Origin of the sequence: Pseudonocardia acidicola (genome assembly GCF_012911935.1) — a bacterium.
Classification (GTDB): Bacteria; Actinomycetota; Actinomycetes; order Mycobacteriales; family Pseudonocardiaceae; genus Pseudonocardia; species Pseudonocardia acidicola.
The window spans coordinates 145981-161901 of record NZ_JAAXLA010000004.1; the positions used below are offsets into that span (position 1 = coordinate 145981).

Genomic DNA, 15921 nt, shown 5'->3' on the forward strand with positions numbered 1-15921 from the left:
GAGTCGTCACTTCCGGGAGGGCGAACCGCCGTCAGCCCGCGCGCGAGTCGCGGCCGGACGAAGCGACCAGCGACGCGGCAACCCGCTCCGCCGCCGACCGCGCCGTGCCGACACACGCCGGCACCCCGACCCCGTGCAGCGCCGACCCGGCAACGGCCAGCCCGGGCAGCGCCGCCACCGCGGCCTCGATCAGGCGCACCCGGTCGCCGTGCCCCACCGCGTACTGCGGCAGCCCACCGCCCCACCGTTGCACGTGCACGGCCACCGGCGCCGCGGTGACGCCGGTCAGGGCGGCCAGGTCGGCCCGGACCCGGGCGACGAGCTCGGCGTCGTCGACCTGCAGGGTCGCCGTCTCACCGAACCGGCCCAGCGACGTGCGCAGCCGCACCAGGCCGTCGGTGGCGTCGGCCGCGAGATGCCCCCACTTGTTCGACGAGTGCGTCGCACCCTTGATCGACAGCGGCTCGTCGGCCGCGACCAGCGCACCGGAGGTGGGCGGCAGCGACGCGGTGTCGGTCCCCCGGTAGGCCAGCGCGACGACGACCGACGACGCGAGCTCGATCTCCCCCGCCGCCGCGGCGGCGGCCGGGACGGCGTCGGCCAGCAGCCGGCGCACCGCCGGTGCGGGCACGGCGAGCAGCACTGCGTCGGCGTCGAGGGCCTGGGGGGCGGTGGCCGGGCCGCACGTGAGCCGCCACCCGGCGGCGGTCCGTTCCAAGGATCGGACCGTGGTGTTCAGCCGGATGTCCGCATCCGAGGCCGTGGCGAGCGCGTCGAGCAGGACCCGGTAGCCCCCGCGCAGCGCGCCGAACACCGGGCCCGCGGCAACCGTGTGCGACGACTCACCCTCCCGAAACTGCCGACTCGCGGGGGGTGGGGTGAGGGCGGAGTCGGCGGCGGCCGTGAGGGACGGGGCGCCTGCGTCCAGGGCGGCGGCGAGGGCGGGCACCGTCGCCCGCATCCCCAGGGCGTCGACCCGGCCCGCGTAGACACCACCCAGCAGCGGGTCGGCGACCCGGTCGGCCACCTCGTCGCCGAAGCGCCCCCGCAGCAGCGCGCCGAGGGCGACATCGGCTCCGGGCTCCCAGCGCAGTGGCCGCGCCGGTTCGGCCGCGACCCGGTCGAGCCCGGCGGCGGAGAGCACCACATCCAGCCGGGCCGCACTCGTCGGGACCCCGAGCAACGTGCCGCCGGGCAACGGCACGGTCCGCCCCCCGGCCCGGATGGACGCCGCGGCGCCCGTGGGATGCACGATCCGGTCGGTCAACCCGAGCTCACCGGCCAGCGCGGGGATCTCGGGGCGGCGGGCCAGGAAGGCCTCCGCGCCGACGTCGTAGGGCACCCCGGCCAGATCGACCGTGCGGAGCACGCCACCGATGCGGTCGGAGCGCTCCAGGACGGTGATCGTCGCGCCGGGGCCCAGCAACGCCCGCAACCGGTGCGCCGCGGCGAGCCCGGAGATCCCGGCGCCGACGACGGCGACGCGCGGCGCGGCCACTAGACCGGCTGGTCGTGGACCAGCTCGACCAGCCGCGTGATGACGTCCGGGTCGGTCTCCGGCAGCACGCCGTGCCCGAGGTTGAACACGTGCCCCGGTGTGCGGCGCCCCTCGGCCGCGATCCGCCGGACCTCGCCCTCGACGGACCCGAAGTCCGCGAACAACACCGCCGGGTCGAGATTGCCCTGCACCGGGTGGGTGCCGCCGGCCCGTTTCGCGGCGACATCGAGCGGGACCCGCCAGTCCACGCCGACGACGTCGGCCCCGGCCTCGGCCATCGCGCCGAGCAGCTCGCCGGTGCCGACCCCGAAGTGGATCCGCGGCACCCCCGCGTCGGCCAGCCGCGACAACACGGACGCCGAGTGCGGCAGCACGAACTCGCGGTAGTCGCGCTCGGACAGCGCCCCGGCCCAGGAGTCGAACAGCTGCACCGCGTCGACCCCGGCCTCGACCTGCGCCTGCAGGAACACCGAGGTGAGGTCGGCGAGCCGGCCGAGCAGCGCATGCCACACCTGCGGCGCCGAGCGCATCAGCGCCTTGGTGCGCTCGTGGTTGCGGCTCGGGCCGCCCTCGATCAGGTAGGAGGCCAGCGTGAACGGCGCCCCGGCGAACCCGATCAGCGGCGTCTGCCCCAGCTCGGCGAGCAGCAGCGCGATCGCGTCGGTGACCGGGGTGACCTGTTCGGCCTCCAGGCGCGGCAGCCGCTCGACGTCGGCCGCGGTACGCACCGGGCGCCCGACGACGGGCCCGGTGCCCGGGACGATGTCCACCCCGACGCCCGCGACGTAGAGCGGGACCACGATGTCGCTGAACAGGATCGCCGCGTCGACCCCGTGCCGGCGCACCGGCTGCATCGTGATCTCACAGGTCAGGTCCGGGGTCAGGCAGGCCTGCAGCATGCCGGTGTCGGCGCGCAGCGCCCGGTACTCCGGCAGCGACCGCCCGGCCTGGCGCATGAGCCACACCGGCAGGTGCGCGGGCCGCTGCCCGCGGGCGGCGGCCAGGAACGGCGCCGAACTCAGGTCGCGCCGGGGCCCCGGGGAGCCGGCAGACCGGTGAGGGACGGCGGGGGCGGCGTTCGGCAGCGCAGTCATGACCTGGTCATCCTCCCATGTGCTCCGCAGCGTCGCCCGATCGGATCCCGGCGCGCCTGCCCCCCAGTGCCGGATTCGCGACCTAGAGTCCCCGCTCGTGCCTGACGTGACCGCACCACCACCCCAGTTCCGCCGCGCGGTCGCGTCCCTGTCCGCCGTACGGCCGCGGCCCGAGCTCGTGGTCTCCGCACTGGAGGCCCCGCCGCGGCTGGCCCCCTACTCGTGGGCGTTCAGCGTCGAGGCCGACATCGGCCACCGCGGTGACGGCTTCGACGACCTCGACGAGCCGGACACCTCCGGCCGGCTCATCCTGCTGCACGACCCGGCCGGGCAGGACAAGTGGGAGGGCACCTTCCGGCTCGTCTGCTTCGTCCAGGCCCGCCTGGAGCCCGAGCAGCTCGGGGACGAGCTCTTCCCCGTGGTCGGGTGGTCCTGGCTGACCGAAGCCCTGGAGCAGGCGGGCGCCGATCACGTCGCCCTGGGCGGCACCGTCACCCAGACCTCCTCGGTGCGCTTCGGGGACATCTCCGGGCCGCGCCGGGACGACGACGTCGAGCTGCGCGCGTCCTGGACCCCGACCGGAACCGACCTCGCCCCGCACGCCGAGGCGTTCTGCACCCTCATCGCCACCGCGGCCGGGCTCCCCCCGGTGGGAGCCCGCTCACTCGTCCAGCGAACGGTCTAACGGCGATGACGCCAGTGCCGAACGTCCCCATTCCAGGGTCTACCTGCCTCTTCCTTGCGCCCCAGCATGTCGTGGCCCACCCGAACGTGTCATCGGCGTTCGACAACGCTGTAACTTTCCTTCGAGAAAGTGCGATCGGATACACGACGTTAGACCGCTTGGGGGGCTACGCTTCCTCCACGACACCTCCTCGGGCGGTCGGGCGCAACTCTCCGTCGGCCGAGGGTCTGGTGCCGGTCGGGGGGCAACGACCGACTCCAGGGAGGTAGTGACGTGGCCGTTGTGGGCCAGGGCGCACCCTTGCGCGGCTCGACAGGAGCCGTGCTGTCGCCCGCCATGGTCCCGCACCCGCGGGAAGAACTGTTCTCAGTGTTGGTGGTCGACGACCATCCACTGCTTCGTGAGGCGATCGCCGCACGGCTGCGCTCGATGGGGGCGGGCACCGTGCACGAGGCCGCTTCGGTGGCCGAGGCACGTGCTCGAGCGCAGGCGAACGGGCCTTGCGATCTGGCGATCCTCGATCTGGGTCTCCCGGACGGCAGCGGTCTGGACCTGGTGACCGAACTCCGGTCAATGGGCTGGAACCGGCTGGTGGTCCTCGCATCCTCGGACGATCCGTACGCCGTGCGGTCGGCCTTCCAGGCCGGTGCGCAGGCGTACCTGCTGAAGTCGGCGTCGCCTGCCGTGGTGACCGACGGCGTGAAGCGGGTGCTGGACGGCGGCGTCTACGCCGACCCGACGGTCGCCCCGCTGCTCGCCACCGGAACCCGGGTTCCGGGCACCGACAACACACCGCGCGAGCTGTCGGCTCGCGAGGTGGAGGTGCTCCAGCTGGTCGCCGACGGGCAGTCGAACAAGGAGATCGGGGAGGCGCTGAGCCTGTCCGCGCTCACGGTGAAGAGCCATCTGTCGCGGATCGGGCGCAAGCTCGGTACCGGCGACCGGGCTCAGATGGTCGCGCTCGCGATGCGGGCCGGGGTCATCCGCTGACCTTGAACGCCTCGGCCGACCGCACCGGCGCTGTAACCGGTGAGCACGTCAACGAACCGGTTCCGCTGCTGCGGCCGGCCGATGGGCTGCCCTCGGTGGTCGCCGACCGGGCCGAGTTGGCCCGCACGGCCGCCGAGTTCGCCGCCGGGGACGGCCCGATCGCGGTCGACGCGGAACGGGCGTCCGGATTCCGGTACTCGCAGCGCGCCTACCTGGTGCAGCTGCGCAGGGCCGGGGCCGGCAGCGCCCTGATCGACCCCATCCCGCTCGGCAGTGACCTGTCCGAACTCGCCCCTGCCCTCACCGGGCCGGAGTGGGTGCTGCACGCGGCGTCCCAGGACCTGGCGTGCCTGGCCGAGGTGGGACTGACCCCGACCCGGTTGTTCGACACGGAGCTCGCCGGCCGGCTCGTGGGACTACCACGGGTCGGCCTGGGCCCGATGGTCGAGCAGCTGCTGGGCCTGTCCCTGGAGAAGGGTCACGGGGCGGCCGACTGGTCGCGCCGTCCGCTGCCGGAGGACTGGCTCATCTACGCGGCACTCGACGTCGAGGTGCTGATCGAGTTGCGCAACGTGCTGGCCGAGATGCTCGCCGAGCAGGGCAAGCTGGAGTGGGCCGAGCAGGAGTTCGAGGCCGTCCGCACCGCACCGCCACCGGCGCCGCGCGCCGAGCCGTGGCGGCGCACGTCGGGGATCCACAAGGTCCGCAAGCCGCGCCCGCTGGCCGGCGTCCGGTCGCTGTGGGAGGCCCGCGACAAGCTGGCCGCCGAACGCGACATCGCGCCGGGCCGGGTGCTGCCCGACGCGGCCATCGTCGACGCCGCCATCGCCGCACCGGACTCCCCGCAGGCGCTGGCCGCGATGCCGGTGTTCCGCGGCCGCTCGCAGCGGCGGCTGACCCACTACTGGTACGCGGCACTGTCGGCGGCCGCCCGGTTGAGCCCCGACGAGCTGCCGCGCTCCTCCGCGCCCAACGACGGCCCGCCGCCGGTGGCCCGCTGGGCCGACCGCGACCCGGAGGCGGCCGCCCGGCTCTCCGCCGCTCGGTCCGCGATCGCCCGGGTGAGCGAGCAGTGGTCGATCCCGGTGGAGAACCTGCTGCAACCCGACCTGCTGCGGCGCATCTGCTGGTCCCCGCCACCGGACGGCTCCGGCGAGACCGTGGCCGAGGCGCTGCGCTCCGGCGGGGCACGGCCGTGGCAGATCGAGCTCACCGCTCCCCTGCTCGAGCAGGCGCTGAACGCCCACTCCTAGCGGAGGCCGGCAGGCGACGGCGACCGGATCCGCGCCGGCTACGTCGAGGACGCCGCCCGCTCGGCGCGCCCGGGCAGACGGACCGTGACGGCCAGCCCCCCGCCCGGCACCGGTTCGCCCTGCACCGTTCCCCCGTGCGCCAGCACCACGGCCCGCACGATCGAGAGCCCGAGCCCGGAGCCCGGTGCGCCGCCGGTGCGATCCCGGGGGCCGCGACGGAACGGCTCGAACAGCTCCTCGACACGGTCCACGGCGATCTCAGGGCCGGTGGAGGCGACCCGCAGCTCCGCCCAGCCCCCGGGCGCCACCGCCGTGCACACGTCCACCCAGCCACCGGCCACGTTGTGCCGCACGGCGTTCTCCACCAGATTGCCGGCCACCCGTTCCAGCAGCACCGGGTCGCCGGTGGTCAGCGCCGCTGCGCGCCGGACCTGCACCCGCAGACCCCGGGCTGCGGCCTCCCGGCGGGTCGCGGCGAGGACGCCGGTAAGCAGGTCGTCGAGATCGACCGGGTGAGCCTCGACGTGCTCGGCCGCCTCGGTCCGGGCCAGCAGCAGCAACCCGGCGATCAGGTCGTCGGCGCGCCGGGTGGCCTCCCGCACCACCGCGCCCATCCGGCGGAGCTCCGCGACGTCAGCCGCCGGGTCGGCGAGCGTCACGTCGACCTCGGTGCGCAGCACCGACAGCGGGGTGCGCAGCTCGTGGCTGGCGTTGGCGACGAAGCGGCGCTGCGCGTCGAACGCGGCCTGCAACCGGTCGAGCATCGCGTCGAACCCGGCCACGAGCTCCGCGACCTCACCGCGCGCGTCGCGGAGCCCGGTGCGCTCGTCCAGGGACTCCGCCGTCAGCCGGCGGGCCGTGGCCGTCACCGCGTGCAGCGGGGCGAGCACGCGCCCGACCAGCACCCAGGACACGAGCCCGGCAGCCACGACGACCAGCGGGAACGCGATGAACCCGGCGCGGAGCACCTCGGCCCGGGCGGCCGCCCCGACGGCCTCGGTGAGCTGGTCGGCGGGCACGTCGCGGCCACCCACCCGGACCGTGCTGCCCTCCGGGAGCGCCGGGACGGCCCGGGCCACGCCACCGACCAGCAGCCAGCCCAGCCACAGCAGCAGCGCGCTCACCAGCGCCACCAGCGCGGTGCTCAGCATCGTCAGCCGGGGACGCAGCCCCGGTCCCCCACCGTGTCGCCGCGCGCCCCGGCGTCCCGCGCCCGGCGTCACCGGCCGGCCGTCGTCGGCTGATGACCTGGCGAGCTCGGCCACGGTTGCTCAGCCCGCGGCCGGTACCCGGTAGCCGGCACCCACCACGGTCTCGATCATCGCAGGGTCGCCCAGCTTCTTACGCAGAGTCATCACAGTCACACGCACCGTGGTGGTGAACGGATCGGCGTTCTCGTCCCAGACGCGCTCCAGCAGCTCTTCACTGCTGACCACCGCGCCGCCGGCGCCCAGCAGCACCTCGAGGACGCCGAACTCCTTGCGGGTCAGCTCGACCGGCCGGCCGGCCCGCCGCACGGTGCGCCGGGCCGGGTCGAGCTCCAGGTCACCCGCGACGAGCATCGGCGGCACGGCCGGGGTCGCGCGCCGGCCCAGGGCCCGGCAGCGGGCGACGAGCTCGGGGAAGTCGAACGGCTTGGCCAGGTAGTCGTCGGCGCCACGGGAGAGCCCGTCGACCTTGTCGGCCAGCGTGCCGCTGGCGGTGAGCATCAGCACCCGGGTGGTCGCCCCGGAAGCGACGATCTCGGCGCACAGCTCGTCGCCGGACATGCCGGGCAGGTCGCGGTCGAGGACAACCACGTCGTAGCGGGTGACCGTGGCCTTCTCCTGGCCGCTGAGCCCGTCGTAGGCGACGTCGACGGCCATGCCCTCCCGGCGCAGCCCGCGAGCCACGGCGTCGGCGAGCGGCCGCTCGTCCTCCACGATGAGCACCCGCATCAGTGCGTCTGCTCCTCCGGTTCCGCCGCCTCGGCCGCAACCGGCCCCGGCACCCGCGCCCCGGGCAGCGCCGCCGCCCACTCGGTCACCCGGCGGGCCACGTCCTGCGCGGTCAGCCCGACCGCGGCCAGCACGTCCGGCCGGCTGCCGTGCTCGAGGAACTCCTGGGGCAGTGCCAGGTCACGCAACGGGACGTCCACCTCGGCGGCGCGCAGCACGTCGGCCAGCGCGGAGCCGAACCCGCCGTGTCGCCCGCCGTCGGCCACCGTGACGACGAGCTGGTGCGCCCGGGCCAGTCCGATCAGCACCTCGGGAACCGGCAGCACCCAGCGAGGGTCGACGACGGTCACCCCGACGCCCTGGCGGGCCAGCCGCTCGGCCGCGGCCACACCCAGCTCGCCGAAGGCGCCGACGCACACCATCAGCACCGACGCGTCGACCGCCTCGTCGAGGTTCGCGGACCCGCCCGCCGGCGTCATGGGCTCGTGCAGCACGTCGACCCCGCCGATCCGGCGCTCCGCAGGCACCGACTCGATCACCGCGCCCTTGGGGAAACGCAGCGCCGTCGGGCCGTCGTCCACCGCGACCGCCTCGGCCAGTTCCTCGCGCAGCGTGGCGGCGTCGCGCGGGGCCGCCACCCGCATCCCGGGCACGATCCCGAGGATCGACAGGTCCCACATCCCGTTGTGCGATGGTCCGTCGCTGCCGGTGACCCCGGCCCGGTCGAGCACCAGGGTGACGGCCCGGCCGTGCAGCGCGACGTCCATCAGCAACTGGTCGAAGGCCCGGTTCAGGAACGTCGAGTACAACGCGACGACGGGGTGCAGGCCGCCCAGGGACAGTCCGGCTGCGGAGGTCAGCGCGTGCTGCTCGGCGATCCCGACGTCGAAGCAGCGCTCCGGGTAGGCCTCGGCGAACGGGACGAGCCCGGTCGGGCCGAGCATCGCCGCGGTGATCGCCACGATGTCCTCGCGCCGGGCCCCGAGCGCCACCATCTCCTCGGCGAACACGCTGGTCCAGCCCACCGACGGCGGCCCCGTCGGCAGGCCCGTCTCCGGGTCGAACGCCGACGGGCTGTGCATCTGCTCGGCCTCGTCGTTCTCCGCGGGCGGATAGCCGTTGCCCTTGCGGGTGACGGCGTGCACGATCACCGGCCCGCCGAAGTGCCGGGCCCGGCGCAGCGCCGACTCCATGGCCGCGATGTCGTGGCCGTCGACGGGCCCGAAGTACTTCAAGCCCAGGTCGGAGAACAGCTCCTGCGGGCTGATCGCGTCCTTGACCCCGGCCTTGAGGGCGTGCAGGCCCGCGTAGAGGGCGGGCCCGACGACAGGGGTCCCGCGCAGGGTCTGCTTGCCGGCCTCGAGAAACCGCTCGTAACCGGGCTGCAGCCGCAGCGACGCGAGCCGGTCGGCCAGCCCGCCGATCGTCGGGGCGTAGGAGCGGCCGTTGTCGTTGACCACGATGACGATGTTGCGGTCCTTGCCGGCGGCGATGTTGTTCAGCGCCTCCCAGGCCATCCCACCGGTGAGCGCACCGTCGCCGACGACCGCGACGACGTGCCGCTGCTGGCCGGTGAGGGCGTAGGCACGGGCGAGGCCGTCGGCCCAGGACAGCGACGTGGATGCGTGGCTGTTCTCGACCAGGTCGTGCTCGCTCTCGGCGCGGCTGGGGTAGCCGGACAGGCCGCCGGTCTTCTTCAGCCGGTCCCAGCCCTCCTGGCGGCCGGTGAGCATCTTGTGCACGTAGGCCTGGTGCCCGGTGTCCCAGATCATGCTGTCCCGGGGTGAGTCGAACACCCGGTGCAGCGCGATCGTCAGCTCGACGACCCCGAGGTTGGGGCCGAGGTGGCCACCGGTGCGGGACACCGAGGTGACGAGGAACTGGCGGATCTCGGTCGCCAGCTCCGTGAGCTGGGCGGGACCGAGCCGCTTCAGATCGGCCGGGCCACGGACGGATCGCAGGACGCTCACAGGACCTACTTTACGGACGCCCGGATCTTCGCACCCCCCGGCGGCGGACCGGGATCGCCGCGGTTGCGGCGCCCGGGCGCACGGGGAGATCAGGCGGTGGCGCTGCGCGCCGCGGGCACCTGCGGCGCCGGCGCGATCCGCACCACGTTGCGGCCGTCGCGCTTGGCTGCGTAGAGCGCCCGGTCGGCGACCGCGAGCACCTGCTCGAGGGTGCCCCCGTCCGACGGGAACGTCGCCCCGCCGACGGAGATGCTCAGTCCGGTGACCGTGTACTCGCCCTCGGGAGTGCACACGGTGACGTCGAGCATCGAGACCCGGTGCCGGATCCGCTCGGCGACGGCGTGCAGCTCGCTGCGACCGGAACGCTCGAGCGGAAGGTCGGGCAGCAGCACGACGAACTCCTCGCCGCCGAACCGGCCGACCAGGTCGTTCTCCCGGACCTCGGCACGCAGCGCGCCGGCGACCGCGGCCAGCACCTCGTCACCGGCGAGGTGGCCGTGCTCGTCGTTGACGGCCTTGAAGTGGTCCAGGTCGAGGATCAGCACGGCCACCGCGCCGCGGCTGCGCTGCGCACGGCGCAGCTCACGGGCCGCGCCGTGGTGCCAGGCGGCCGCGGTGAGCAGCCCGGTCTTGCCGTCGGTGTTCGCGGCCTCCTCGAGCTGACGCACGAGCACCGCACGGTGCAGGACCAGCAGCGGGGGCAGCACCAGCACGATCAGCCACGGGTTGGCGACCAGCGCCATTGCGGCGAGTGCTCCCAGGCACAGCGTCGCGAGTTCGAGGGCGTTGTCGTCCCAGTGGCCGAGCACATCGCCGGGGCGCGCGCCGGTGGCCGTGAGGGCGATCGCGCAGCCGACGAGCGCGGTGTTCACGGTGACGTAGAGGAGGACGGCCAGAGCCAGCGCGCCCAGGGTGGACGCGTCCTGCGGCCAGCCGTGCACGCCACCGATCGGACTCACGACGGCGTGCGCCGCGTACGCGGCGAGCACGACCGTGGCCGTGGTGAACACGTGCCGGTAGAGCGGCACCCGGGCGGGCCGCCAGACCCGGATCCACAGATGCAGGTACAGCGCCGCGATCACACCGGCGGCCAGCACGGGCGGCAGCAGCACGGCGGCCGCGAACGTCCACACCGAGCTGAGGTCGAAGTAGGACGTGCCGGCCACCCGGCGCCGGACCCGTTCGATGCCGGTGGCCACTTCGATGTGAATCAGCCCGAAAAGGACCAGCCACCCGGCGATGACGACCTGGCTGCCGGTGATCGGGTCGGCCATCGCACTCAATACGACCAATGAAAGGACTGCCGACTCCACCAGAAGGAGTGACAGGACCACCCGGCCGCCGAGCGACCACACGGCCCATCGGGTGATCCAGCGTGGCCAAGGCGACGACTCGTACACGACAGAGTCCCCCTCACGCACACTGTTGGTGTCGTGGGTCGAGATTAGTGACCCAGCCGTTCGGTGTCAGTGCCGCCAAGATCGCCCGACGGGGTGGAAAACATCGAGAAGCCCATAGCGGGGAGTGACGGGACCGCGCGCGGAAAAGTGGCTGTGCGTAACCGTGCGACGTGAGTGCCCACGTCGGAGCGCGCCGCCGGGCCGCCGCTCAGGACGGTTGAACCGGCGGCTCGGTGGCCGCGCGGGACAGCGGTGCCGGGCCGGGACCGTGCAGCCCCATCCGGACGAGGTTGCGGCCGGCGCGCTTCGCCGCGTAGAGCGCAGAGTCGGCGACCTCCATGAGTCCCTTGAGGTCGGCGCCGTCGTCGGGGAACCGGGCTCCGCCGACCGAGACGCTCAGCCCGGTGACGGTCAGCCGCCCGTCGGGCGTGGGGATGTGCACCGCGAGGCGGGCGACCCGGCGGCGGATCCGCTCGGCGACCGCCTCGAGCTCCTCACGGCCGTAGCTGCCGCCGTCGAGGCCGGGCAGCAGAACCACGAACTCCTCGCCGCCGAACCGGCCGACCAGGTCGTTGTCGCGGACCTCGGCCTGCAGTGCCTCGGCCACCGAGGAGAGCACCTGGTCGCCGGCCAGGTGCCCGTGCCGGTCGTTGACCGCCTTGAAGTGGTCCAGATCGAGGATGAGCACCGCGGCGCCGGCGTTCTGGCGCCGGGCCCGGCGGACCTCCCGCTCGGCCTGCGTGTGCCAGGCCGCCGCATTGAGCAGCCCGGTCTTGCCGTCCGTGCTGGCCGCCTGCTCGAGCTGCCGCACCAGGACGGCGCGGTGCAGGACCAGCAGGGGCGGCAGCACCAGCACGACGAGCCAGGGGTTGATGGCCAGCGCGGCGGCGGCGAGCGCGCCGAGGCACAGGGTCGCGATCTCGAGGATGTTCTCGTCCCAGTGGCCGAGCACCTGGGACGCGGTCGCATGCGGGGTGCTCACGGCGATGGCGCCGGCGATGAGACCGCTGTTGACCGTCGTGTAGGCCAGCAGCCCCAGGACGAGGGCCATCGGCGCGCCGCCGGCACCGACGCCGGTACCCAGCTTGCCGACGCCCAGATAGACCAGCACGGCGGAGGCGCCGTGACAGGCGAGGACGACGGTCGCGGTGCTGAAGATCTGGCGGTAGACGGGCACCCGGGGACGCCAGGCCCGCCACCAGAGATGGGTGAACACGACGACGACCACGCCGCTGGCCAGTGCCGGTGGCAGGAGGACGGCACCGGCGAACGTCCACACCGAGCTGAGGTCGACGTGCGGAGCAGCCTCGGTGACCCGCCGCCGAATGCGTTCCACGCCGACGGCGATCTCGGTGTGCAACACGCCGAGAACGCAGAGGGTGACCATTATGGCGAGATCCCCGCGGTCGGCATGCGTACCCGGGATGTGGGTGAGGACCAGTGCCAACGCGGTCAGCTCGACCACGAAGACGGGCATGAGAACTCGCCCGGGCATGCTCCATACGGCCCATTGGCCGGCCTTCGACGGCCGAGCCGGCGCTTCTCCCGGCCCGGTCTCGTCAACCGGATTACTGGCCATTCATACTCTCAGTCATTCGCCTGTCACCGCATGTGAGCCTAGTAGATGAGCCCGAGAGTGTCACTCAGCCAGAGGTCGGACGAGGAGTCGGCGTGACGAACGGCATTCGACACGGAACGTCAACACTGCGCGCGGATCGGCGGACGGGAGTGCAGATCGTGCGCAACAAGAGCTGGTGATCACCGGCCATATCCCCGAGATGGAATCGAGGGGCGGGATCGATGTCCCGCGCCGGCACCCGGAGAGGAGAACTCACAGTGCGTAACACAGCTGGCGCAACAAGATGTGCTGGCCATTCAGCGAATCGATCATTCGACCGGCGGAGAGGAACGTTGATGCGCAACAAGAGCTGGTGACCCGTCGACCCGTACGACCTGCCGACGACTCACGAAAGGAGGGGAAATCGTGTGCAACAAGAGCTGGTGACGCCACCCGGATCGCTGTTCGTCGACGACACCGAGAGGGGAGAGCCCACCATGCGTGACAAGAGGACAAGAGGTCGTGCCCACCGATGCAGCATCCACGCGGATCAGCCGCACTCGAGCGCCCCGGCATCGGCCGCCGTGCGCCGCTCCTGGCCGGCCTGCCACCAGGCGTACCCGGCCACGGCGCTCGCGACCACCCCGGCGGCGCCGCAGACCGCCACGGCGGTCGTGGGCGACCAGCGCTCCGCGAGCAGGCCGCCGAGCAGCACCGCCAGACCCTGGGCGGCGACCAGACCGGACGCCGCGACACCCACCGCGCGACCCCGTTGGGCATCGGGGGTGGCCCGGACGAACGACGCCTGGGCCTGCACCAGGTATGCGGTGGCGAATGCACCCGTGAGCGCCCACAGCAGGATCGAGACCGGCAGGTTGGGAGAGAGCACGCAGGCGGCCAGTGGGAGCCCGGCGGCCACTGCGAGCCAGCCGATGAGCCTGGGCCGCCGCTCCGCCGGCACGAGCCGGGTGAACAGGAAGGCGCCCAGCACGCTCCCCGCCGGGTCCGCGGCCATGAGCAGGCCGATCGCGGCCGGCCCGCCGCCCAGCGAAGTGGCGTACGGCGCGGCGAGCCCCTCGGGCACGACGTAGAAGCCGACCAGCCAGACCAGGCACAGCAGCGACCGGCGCCGCGGATCGGACAGCACCATCCGGATCGCCCGGGCGCCGTCGCGCAGGATCTCGGTGGCCGGCGCCCGGCCGGAGGAGCGCGCGACGTCGTCGCGCGGGGTGTCGCGCGCAGCCACCCCCTTGCGCAGGATGACCGCGGACGCGACGAACGACACGGCATTGAGCCCCAGCGCGGCTGCCGGGCTCAGTACCAGCAGGAGCGCCCCGCCCATGGTGAACGCCAGCAGCTGGACCGCCTGGTTGGTGATCTGCCGGACGGCCATTCCCCGCTCGTACGCGTCGCCCTCGGGGAGCACCGCCGGTAGCAGCGCCGCCTGCGCCGCGCCGTGCGGCGAGGCGAGCAGGACCACCACCACCAGGAGCGTGCAGAGCGCCCACAGCGGCATGCCCGGCACCGCCATGGCACCGACCAACACCGCCCGCAGCAGGTCCACGACGATCATGAGCTCGCGACGGCGGTGCCGGTCGGCCAGCCCGCCGAGCAGGACCCCGCCCAGCAGCGCGGGCAGGAAGGTCAGCGCGTAGACCACCGCAGCCCAGGCCGCCGACCCGGTGCGGCCGTAGACGAGGACACTCAGCGCGACGCGGGCGAGCTGGTCACCGGCGACCGAGATCAGTTCGGCCCCCCAGAGAGCGCGGAACTCGGCCACGGCGAAGACCTGGCTCAACCCGGCCGCGCGCGCACGCTCCCCCGGCATGAGGCCGCGCCCCTCCCCCCGTGCGACACATCGACCTCGAGTGGGCGCGCGGATCGCGACGGCGCGAGCCCCCCGAGTGATCGCGACAACCGCTTCCCCCGGCATGACGGCGGAACCGAGCGTAGGCACCCGTGCGCACCAGGTCAGCTCAGGACACTCGAACTGCCCTGAACGGTTGATCTGACGCGCCGGGCGGACGCCGTGTCGGAGGGAAACGGACGATTCGCCCAGCCGTCACGGCAACGCCTCGGCCAACGAGACGTGCTCCAGGCCGTGGGCCGCGGCCACCTGCGGCTGCACCACCCGCCCGCGCGCGACAGTGACACCCGCGGCCAGCGCCGGGTCCGCCGTCACCGACCCGGCCAGGCACCTGTCGCCGAGCGCGAGAACGTAGGGCAGCGTGACGTCGGTCAGCGCCCGCGTAGAGGTGTCGGGCACCGCGGCGGGCATGTCGGCGACGCAGTAGCGACCCGGTACTCGTTGTTCTTGACCTCGCGTGGTACCCCGATGAGCACGAGGCCGATCGTGCCCCGGTCGAGTCGCGGCCACGTCACGATCGCGGGCCGGACGCCCGCCCGCAGCCGGCGCCCTCGTCCTCACAGGACGCTGCCGGCGAGTCCGGCGTGGACGCCGTCGCGAGCAGGTCGGTGACGTGGGCGATCTCGTTGACGGTGCGCACCGCGCGGCGGCCGTCCCGGCTCGCGATCACCCGGGTGATCCCGGTGTAGTCGAGCGGGAAGGCCAGCGTGCGCGAGATGTCGAGCAGGTAGGCCAGGTAGATGTTGATCACGCCGGCATGCGCGACGAGGACGGCGGTCTTCCGCCCCGGGTGCGTGGCGACGATCGACTCCACGGCGGTGACCACGCGCTCCCGGAACGCGCCGGCGTCGATGTGCGGGGGAAGCAGCCCGGCCCGCATCCGCTCCCACGCGGCCGGGTCCGCCCGGGCCATCTCGTGCACCGGCACGTAATGCTTCTCGCCGGCGTCGTACTCACGCAGGCCGGGCACCAGCCGCGGGGTGCGGTCGAGGGCGGCCGCCAGCGGCGACGCGGTGCCCTGCGCGCGGAGCAGCGGGCTGCTGTAGAGCCCGTCGACCCGGTCCCCGCGCAGCGCGCCGACCAGCCGCTCGGCCTGGCGCTCCCCCAGCTCGGTGAGCCCGGGGTCGGCGTTGCCGCCGTCGGCGAGGTCCGAGGGCCGCACGCGGTGCGGCAGCGCGTGCCGCACGAAGATGAGCTGCACGGGCTCAGGCGGCGGGCACGTGCTCGCCGTGCCCGGCCTCGCGCAGCGCGGCGCGCAGCTTCTCCGCGTGCCCGTCCTGCTCGGCGGCGTCCACGGACCTGGCGGCGGTGGCGAAGTCGAACGCCCCCATCTCCCAGGCCGGGAACACGTGCACGTGCAGGTGCGGCACCTCGAACCCGGCCACGATCAGCCCGACCCGCGGTGGCTGCCACACCGTGCGCATCGCGTTGCCGATGGTGTGCGCGACCACGGTCAGGTGTCCGATCAGCTCCGGATCGGCGTCCACCCAGTGGTCGACCTCCTCGCGGGGCACCACCAGCGTGTGGCCGGGGCCGAGGGGGTTGATCGAGAGGAAGCCCACGGCGCGGTCGTCGGACCAGACGAAGCGCCCGGGCAGCTCACCGTCGATGATCTTCGTGAAGAGGGTGCTCATCGGGGTAGACCCTACTGCCCCGGGCGGCGTCGGCG

At 73.7% G+C, this 15921-nt stretch carries 14 protein-coding genes; 3 read left to right on the forward strand and 11 right to left on the reverse strand.

The window, feature by feature from the left end; genetic code table 11:
• Positions 1 to 31: 31 nt before the first annotated feature.
• Both hemG and hemE read right to left on the reverse strand, forming a co-directional pair.
• Positions 32 to 1498: a protoporphyrinogen oxidase gene (gene hemG, locus HF526_RS03860; RefSeq protein ID WP_169379812.1), complete on the reverse strand. Its 1467-nt coding sequence runs from the start codon at positions 1496 to 1498 to the stop codon at positions 32 to 34.
• Positions 1498 to 2583, reverse strand: a complete 1086-nt coding sequence (gene hemE, locus HF526_RS03865) for a uroporphyrinogen decarboxylase (RefSeq protein WP_420821584.1) — start codon at positions 2581 to 2583, stop codon at positions 1498 to 1500. The genes hemG and hemE overlap by 1 nt, the downstream gene beginning before the upstream one ends.
• A gap of 106 nt (positions 2584 to 2689) precedes the next feature.
• Between hemE and HF526_RS03870 the strand changes: the two genes are divergently transcribed.
• The 3 genes from HF526_RS03870 (at position 2690) to HF526_RS03880 (ending at position 5520) form a co-directional block, all read left to right on the forward strand.
• Positions 2690 to 3277, forward strand: a complete 588-nt coding sequence (locus HF526_RS03870) for a DUF3000 family protein (RefSeq protein WP_169379814.1) — start codon at positions 2690 to 2692, stop codon at positions 3275 to 3277.
• Positions 3278 to 3613: 336 nt separating this feature from the next.
• Positions 3614 to 4267, forward strand: a complete 654-nt coding sequence (locus tag HF526_RS03875; RefSeq protein ID WP_169379877.1) for a response regulator — start codon at positions 3614 to 3616, stop codon at positions 4265 to 4267.
• 2 nt (positions 4268 to 4269) lie between these two features.
• A complete protein-coding gene (locus tag HF526_RS03880) occupies positions 4270 to 5520 on the forward strand; it encodes a ribonuclease D (RefSeq protein ID WP_169379815.1) in 1251 nt (416 codons plus the stop codon).
• Positions 5521 to 5558: 38 nt separating this feature from the next.
• Here the strand turns inward: HF526_RS03880 and HF526_RS03885 are convergent, their stop codons facing one another.
• From HF526_RS03885 to HF526_RS03925, 9 genes are all read right to left on the reverse strand, one after another.
• The gene (locus tag HF526_RS03885; protein ID WP_169379878.1) at positions 5559 to 6671 is read right to left on the reverse strand and encodes a sensor histidine kinase; all 1113 of its coding nucleotides are present in this window, start codon (positions 6669 to 6671) and stop codon (positions 5559 to 5561) included.
• A gap of 120 nt (positions 6672 to 6791) precedes the next feature.
• Positions 6792 to 7457 carry a response regulator transcription factor gene (locus HF526_RS03890; RefSeq protein WP_169379816.1) on the reverse strand — a complete coding sequence of 222 codons (666 nt, stop codon included), beginning with the start codon at positions 7455 to 7457 and terminating at the stop codon, positions 6792 to 6794.
• Entirely contained in the window at positions 7457 to 9427 is a 1971-nt protein-coding gene (gene dxs / locus HF526_RS03895) for a 1-deoxy-D-xylulose-5-phosphate synthase (RefSeq protein WP_169379817.1), read from the reverse strand. Before dxs ends, HF526_RS03890 begins: the two co-directional genes overlap by 1 nt.
• Positions 9428 to 9516: 89 nt before the next feature.
• Positions 9517 to 10701, reverse strand: coding sequence for a GGDEF domain-containing protein (locus tag HF526_RS03900; RefSeq protein ID WP_169379818.1), 1185 nt, complete (start codon positions 10699 to 10701; stop codon positions 9517 to 9519).
• 334 nt (positions 10702 to 11035) lie between these two features.
• On the reverse strand, positions 11036 to 12304 hold the full coding sequence (locus HF526_RS03905) for a sensor domain-containing diguanylate cyclase (protein WP_169379819.1): 1269 nt from the start codon (positions 12302 to 12304) through the stop codon (positions 11036 to 11038).
• Between the two features lie 631 nt (positions 12305 to 12935).
• Positions 12936 to 14213, reverse strand: coding sequence for an MFS transporter (locus HF526_RS03910; RefSeq protein WP_169379820.1), 1278 nt, complete (start codon positions 14211 to 14213; stop codon positions 12936 to 12938).
• 234 nt (positions 14214 to 14447) lie between these two features.
• Positions 14448 to 14813: a hypothetical protein gene (locus tag HF526_RS36760; RefSeq protein WP_338051277.1), complete on the reverse strand. Its 366-nt coding sequence runs from the start codon at positions 14811 to 14813 to the stop codon at positions 14448 to 14450.
• Entirely contained in the window at positions 14764 to 15453 is a 690-nt protein-coding gene (locus HF526_RS03920; protein WP_169379822.1) for a histidine phosphatase family protein, read from the reverse strand. Before HF526_RS03920 ends, HF526_RS36760 begins: the two co-directional genes overlap by 50 nt.
• A gap of 4 nt (positions 15454 to 15457) precedes the next feature.
• Positions 15458 to 15886, reverse strand: a complete 429-nt coding sequence (locus HF526_RS03925) for an HIT family protein (protein ID WP_169379823.1) — start codon at positions 15884 to 15886, stop codon at positions 15458 to 15460.
• Positions 15887 to 15921 lie beyond the last annotated feature (35 nt).